The sequence below is a fragment of the Actinomadura sp. NPDC000600 genome (assembly GCF_040492135.1).
GTDB lineage: Bacteria > Actinomycetota > Actinomycetes > Streptosporangiales > Streptosporangiaceae > Spirillospora.
Genome location: NZ_JBEUPD010000096.1, coordinates 1 through 2,386 on the forward strand (window position 1 = coordinate 1; position 2,386 = coordinate 2,386).

At 40.8% G+C, this 2,386-nt stretch carries 4 protein-coding genes; all 4 read left to right on the top strand.

What is annotated here, in order from left to right; all coding sequences use genetic code 11:
• Nucleotides 1–418 precede the first annotated feature (418 nt).
• Nucleotides 419–613 carry a hypothetical protein gene (locus tag ABWI07_RS43860; RefSeq protein ID WP_010905048.1) on the top strand — a complete coding sequence of 65 codons (195 nt, stop codon included), beginning with the start codon at nucleotides 419–421 and terminating at the stop codon, nucleotides 611–613.
• Nucleotides 600–929 carry a hypothetical protein gene (locus ABWI07_RS43865; protein WP_010905047.1) on the top strand — a complete coding sequence of 110 codons (330 nt, stop codon included), beginning with the start codon at nucleotides 600–602 and terminating at the stop codon, nucleotides 927–929. The genes ABWI07_RS43860 and ABWI07_RS43865 overlap by 14 nt, the downstream gene beginning before the upstream one ends.
• 3 nt (nucleotides 930–932) lie before the next feature.
• Nucleotides 933–1,727 (top strand): bifunctional DNA primase/polymerase, encoded by a 795-nt coding sequence (locus tag ABWI07_RS43870; RefSeq protein WP_353822179.1) that lies wholly within the window; start codon nucleotides 933–935, stop codon nucleotides 1,725–1,727.
• A 10-nt stretch (nucleotides 1,728–1,737) separates the two neighbouring features.
• On the top strand, nucleotides 1,738–2,386 hold a 649-nt coding region (locus tag ABWI07_RS43875), incomplete at its 3' end, for a hypothetical protein (RefSeq protein WP_353822180.1).

Here is a 2,386-nt window from a genome sequence, read left to right on the forward strand (position 1 = left end):
GGCTATCACACAGAGCTGACAGACAAGCAGATTGAAAAAATAGACCCATTGAACGCAAATACAGGCACAGTTGATTATAGCTTTAAAGTTCGTAAATATAAGCACGGTGTCCGATTTAAGGGTGAGAAAGAGGGCGGAGAAATCAGCTTATTTGATGAGGTAGCGAAATGATAGAACACCACCAAGGCTACACGGCTATAAAACGGCACGGACGGAATAGTTTTAGACCGATAGGCAAACACCCGTTTAAGATAATTGACAACGCACGAGCGGTTAAATATGACTTAATACAGCAGTTCGAAGCAAGTACAGGTATTATCTTACCCAGCGGAGTGAAAGGCAACTTATGCACGCAACCAGTACCAATTTTAGGCAGAGAGCTGGCTGTCATGAAATTACAAATAAAGGAAACTAAACCATGAAAATTACTATTGATGTCCTTGAAAATGAAAGCAATAAGGACAATTTAGAGTATCTTATCAGCGATACAAGCAACGAAGCTATGACTGTTTTAATGTTTACCTTGATTGGCGAAGCTAGACAGAGAGCAAGCTATGAGCAATTTTTAGAAACGATTACTAGAATTTGGGGGTATCTCAATGAAGATAACTGACTTACAGACGTTAGACCAAAATATTATTAAATTTCTTGCCGAACACAGAGGAATTGACCGAGCTGTCAAAGGCAAGATTTTAGCACAAGCCCTTGATATTGATTTTAGAACGCTTCAGAGCAGAATTGAGTACCTCCATAAGCAGGGTTGCGCCATTGGTTCGATTGATAACGGCTATTTTATTCCAACTAACGAAGACGAGCGCAGAGCCGGAATTATCAAGAAACAACGCACAGGCATAGCGATTAATAATGCGGTCAATGGCTATACCCTTGCAGAACTTGATTGGATTGACCAACTTTTTAAGGAGGAATGACTATTGACACCCAAAGAACAAGCCCTAAACTGTATTAATCGCGGTTTTTCTGTTATCGCTGGTTTTCCTCTTGGGAAAAGTGAAAGGGCAATTATAAAGGGGACTTCAAGCGGAACACTTGACGAAATCACAGTGAGCGCGTGGTTTGATGAAATACCGAACCGCAATATCATGATTAATCTTAGAAACAGCGGTTTGATTTGTATTGACTTAGACCAGCACCAAAACGGACAGAATGGCAGAGCTGTATTTAGTCGCTTGTGGAATGAACACAGCGAGGGCGAAATATTAAGTACCTATGTTGAAAAGACACCCACAGGCAACGGCTTGCACGTTTTCTTTAAAGTTCCCAAAGAGCTATTCAGTCAGCCGATTGTCAATGAACTAGCGGACGGTGTAGAGATAAAGACACACTTTACACCAATCTACCCAAGCAAACGCACAGACGGCGATTATATCCCTTTGAATGATACAGAAACTAACGAGCCTTTAACTTTCGATAGTCTTTGCGATTGTCCTGATTGGTTACTTGAAATGATACAACGACCACAGGCACGCGCAACAACTGGCACAAGTAGCCGAACTTATGGCGCTGAAATGTGGGAGCTATTCAACCAAGGCGCAAGAAAAGGCAACCGAAACAACGATACAAATCGTATTCTCCACTATTGGAGAAAGATTGGTATTGATAATAATAGCTGTATGGACTTATTGCGAACCTTTAACAATCGAACCAGTCCGCCCTTACCTGATGACGAGCTGGCAACTATTTGGAAAAGTGTATTCAAGATGAAATAGAAAGGAAGTCATGACAGACCAATTAGAAAAACTTGTGGCAGAAACACCACAGGAAAACGTAAGAAGTCCAAAACCTAAAATAGAGGACTTCACAGATTATGGCGAAGACGGCAAAAAAGTCGTTAATGTCGCAGGTTATCAGGAATGCTTAAAAGACTGGCTGGAACAAGAAAAAGAAATCATCAATAGCCCTGACTATGTCAAAGCAAACACTCAAACGCTTAGAGCGGTTAAAAAACTATTCTTTGAACACCGTAACTTATTTTTAAGCACACCTAAGGAAGACGGCAACGCACCCAAGTCACTAAGTCCCTTAGATACGGCTAGAATCATCTATAAAACGCTAAAAGTCATCAAATTAGACCACCAAAGCGGACTGTTAGGCGTTTACAACCCTGAACTAGGAATATATGAAACGAATGAGAACTTCTTTCATCGGCTCATTTATTGGCTAGAGCCGTCTTATAGTCAAGCACGGTCAAAAGAGGTTCTCTTTAAACTTGAAACCTTATCAGAGGTTAAACAACAAACCGCAGAAGCTCATTTAATCCCAGTAGCGAACGGCATTTTCAATAAGAAAACGCAAAATTTAGAGCCATTTAGTCCTAAATACGTCTTTACGTCAACCATTGCGACCAAGTACAATGACAAGGCAAAAG

Bases quoted from the DNA above. Each gene is read 5' to 3' on its own strand.
- ABWI07_RS43865 (WP_010905047.1), top strand. From the start codon at position 600: ATGAAGATAACTGACTTACAGACGTTAGACCAAAATATTATTAAATTT.
- ABWI07_RS43860 (WP_010905048.1), top strand. From the start codon at position 419: ATGAAAATTACTATTGATGTCCTTGAAAATGAAAGCAATAAGGACAAT.